This is a genomic window from Polaromonas sp. P1_E1_2 (assembly GCF_056406035.1).
In genome coordinates this window covers 1-3,402 of the sequence record NZ_JBFUAZ010000468.1, presented here as the reverse complement: position 1 = coordinate 3,402, position 3,402 = coordinate 1, and the positions used below count along the sequence as shown (strand labels likewise).

The window sequence follows — 3,402 nt, the reverse complement described above, 5'->3', positions numbered from 1 at the left end:
GGTCAAGGCTGCCAGGGGCTCGTGAACCAGGGCTGCCAGATGTGGGTCAGCGCTGGCAATGTAGGGCGGGTTGCTCACGATCAGGTGAAGGTGCCCGCTGACTTCCCGCAGCCAGTGACTTTGAATGAAATCGATATCCAGGTTCAGGCGGGCCGCATTGTCTCTGGCGACATCGAGTGAGTATGCACTCACATCTACGGCTGTCACGCGGCCCTGACGGCCGGTTGTCTGCAGGCTGTGGGCAATGGCCAGGGCAATGGCCCCGCTGCCGGTGCCAAGGTCCAGAATTCCCGGCTCTGGCGGCGTGCCGGGGGCCTGCAGCAGCTCAAGCGCCCAGCTCACCAGCGTTTCGGTGTCGGGGCGCGGCACCAGCACACGGGCATCCACCTGAAGCGTCAGGCCGAAAAACTCCTTGCTGCCTACGATGTAAGCCAGCGGTTCTCCGCTGGCGCGGCGCAGGCACAGCGCCTGGAAACGCTGCGCGACATCTTCTGCCAGTTCGTCCGTATCGTGGGCCAGCAGCCAGGCGCGGGCATGCTCCGGTTTGCCCAGCGCATGCAGCAATAACAACTGGGCATCCAGGCGGTCCAGCCCCAATGCCTGAGCGGCAGCCAGGGCTTGCGCGCAGGTAAGTCCGCTCAACTGAACCTCCTTGAAGTGCTATGAAAATAGTAGCTGCTTGCGCACATCCTGATTGGGCTAGAGGCCTTTTTTGTTATTCAACTTCTGATGTTCAGGCGCCATTGTTGGCGGTCTCGAGCTCCGCCAGCAGCTCGGCGCCGCGCGCCACCTGCAGGGCCGTGACCACATCGCCCAGGTCGCCTTCCATGATGGCCAGGAGCTTGTACAGCGTCAGGTTGATGCGGTGGTCGGTCAGCCGCCCCTGCGGGAAGTTGTAGGTGCGGATGCGGTCGCTGCGGTCGCCCGTGCCCACCAGCCCCTTGCGCAGGGCTGCGTCCTTGGCGGCGCGCTCGGAKCGGTCTTTTTCGTGGATGCGTGCGGTGAGTACCTTGAGCGCCTGGGCCTTATTGCTGTGCTGGCTTCGCCCTTCCTGGCATTCCGCGACGATACCGGTCGGGATGTGCGTGATGCGCACGGCCGAATCCGTCTTGTTGATGTGCTGGCCGCCGGCGCCGCTGGCGCGGTAGGTATCGATGCGCAGGTCGGCTGGGTTGATCTGGATGGCCACGGCTTCGTCGGGCTCCGGCATCACGGCCACCGTGCAGGCGCTGGTATGGATGCGGCCTTGCGTTTCAGTGGCGGGAACGCGCTGCACACGGTGACCGCCCGACTCAAAGCGCAGCTTGCCATACACGCCGACGCCCAGGGAATCCGTGGCGCCGTCAATGCGCAGCACGACTTCCTTGTAGCCACCCAGTTCGCTGGAGGATTCACTGATGATTTCCACTTGCCAGCGGTTGCGTTCGGCAAAGCGGGTGTACATGCGGAACAGGTCACCTGCAAACAGCGCCGATTCATCCCCCCCGGTGCCGGCCCGGATTTCGATGAAAGCCGCGCGCGCGTCGTCCGGGTCCTTCGGAATCAGCATCAGCTGCAGGGCCTCGTCGATCTGCGCGATATCGGCTTTGGCCGCGGCGATTTCTTCCTCCGCCATCGCAGCCATTTCCGGGTCATCTTTGGCTTCAGCCAGCATGCCTTCAGCACTGCTGAGGTCGGCCTCGCGACTGGTGAGCCGCAAGTACTGGTCGGCGATCACGCTGGCTTCGGCGTGCTCCCGGGTCAGCGAACGGAAGCGGTCCAGGTCGCTGACCACGTCGCTGGCAGACAGCAATGCGTCCAGCTCGTGCAGCCGCAGCAGCTGGCGGTCCAGGGTTTGGCGAAGAAAAGGTTTCATGGAAATGGAGGACTGGAAAAAGGGGGCCAGAAGGCCGTCAACAACGACGCTCCGCCAGCGGAGCCACCGGCTTGCGCCGGCACAGGAAGTCAGTGCGTTGGCGGCCGCTAACGCTCTTTGTCGTCGGACTGGATTTTGGGCAGCTGGCCGCGCAAAAACAGCCTGGATACGGTCTGTGCCGTGGCTTCGCGGCTGTTGGCGTCGCCCGCATGCAGCTCGGCCAGCGCGCCGTGCAGCATTTTCTGGGTGAGGCCGCGGGTCAGTGCGTCCAGCACCGTGTCGATGGGCTCGCCCCGGGCCAGCAGCTTTTTTGCTCGCACGATTTCGGCAGCGCGCCACTCGTCGGTCTGCGCATTGAGCTGCTGGATCAGCGGCACGCTGCGGCGCTGGCCCAGCCAGTGCATGAAGTTCTGCACACCGGCGTCGATGATGACCTCGGCCTGCGCCACGGCGGCCTTGCGGTTGTCCTTGCCGGTCTGCACCACGTGGGCCAGGTCGTCCACCGTGTAGAGGTAGATGTCGGGCAGCGCCTTGACTTCGGGTTCGATGTCGCGCGGCACGGCCAGGTCGACCATGAACATCGGGCGATGTTTGCGCAGCTTGACGGCGCGCTCGACCGCGCCCAGGCCGATGATGGGCAGCGTGCTGGCGGTGCAGCTGATCACGGCGTCAAACTCATGCAGGCGGCTGGGCAAATCGGCCAGGCGCATCACCTCGGCGCCGAAGCGGCCGGCCAGCTTCTCGCCGCGCTCCAGCGTGCGGTTGGCGATTGCCATGGCTTTGGGGTTTTTGGCGGCAAAGTGGGTGGCCGCCAGGTCGATCATCTCGCCGGCGCCGACAAACAGCACTTTGATGTCGCTCAAATCTTCAAACAGCTGGCCGGCCAGCCGCACGCTGGCCGCTGCCATGCTGATGCTGTGCGCGCCGATTTCGGTGCTGCTGCGCACTTCCTTGGCCACGGCAAAGGAGCGCTGAAAGAGCTGGTGCAGGGTGGTGCCCATGGCGCCTGCGTCTTCGGCGGCGCGCACGGCGTCTTTCATCTGGCCCAGAATTTGCGGTTCGCCCAGCACCATGGAATCGAGCCCGCTGGCCACGCGAAACGCATGACGGGCCGCTGCATCGTCGTGCAGGGTATAGGCATGTGAGCGCAGCAGGGCGGGCGAGACGCCGCCGTTGTGTGCCAGCCAGTCCAGCGTGTGGTCCAGGTCGTTCTTTTCGCCAGCGCAGTAGATTTCAGTGCGATTGCAGGTAGAGAGCAGCGTGGCCTCGGGCTGGCGGGCCAGGGACTCGCGCAAACCGCGCAAAGTGGGCTCGACCTGGTCCAGGGCGTAGGCGAACCGGCCGCGCAAATCGAGCGGTGCGGTGTTGTGGTTTAGCCCAAGGGCCCAGACTGACATCCTTCGATTATAAAATTGAAGCGGTYAGGCCGGTACAAAGGCCGGACAATCGCCCTGATAGTCCTTTTTTTGGCCGTTTTGAAGCTTGTTCTGGATCTGCTCTGAAGCCAGGCGAGTTTTTAACTACCCCTACGCGCATGACCTTTTACC

Annotated in this window: 3 protein-coding genes; all 3 read right to left on the bottom strand. The window is 64.0% G+C overall.

The genetic code is table 11. From position 1 onward, the window contains the following. Positions 1-642, bottom strand: a 642-nt coding sequence (locus AC1D1P_RS18230) for a peptide chain release factor N(5)-glutamine methyltransferase (RefSeq protein ID WP_477673933.1), incomplete at its 3' end; no start/stop codon positions are given. A gap of 91 nt (positions 643-733) precedes the next feature. Continuing rightward, positions 734-1,855, bottom strand: coding sequence for a peptide chain release factor 1 (gene prfA, locus AC1D1P_RS18225; RefSeq protein ID WP_477669830.1), 1,122 nt, complete (start codon positions 1,853-1,855; stop codon positions 734-736). Positions 1,856-1,962: 107 nt separating this feature from the next. Further along, the gene (gene hemA / locus AC1D1P_RS18220; protein WP_477669829.1) at positions 1,963-3,252 is read right to left on the bottom strand and encodes a glutamyl-tRNA reductase; all 1,290 of its coding nucleotides are present in this window, start codon (positions 3,250-3,252) and stop codon (positions 1,963-1,965) included. Positions 3,253-3,402: the final 150 nt, after the last annotated feature.

Bases quoted from the DNA above. Each gene is read 5' to 3' on its own strand.
- hemA (WP_477669829.1), bottom strand. From the start codon at position 3,252: ATGTCAGTCTGGGCCCTTGGGCTAAACCACAACACCGCACCGCTCGAT.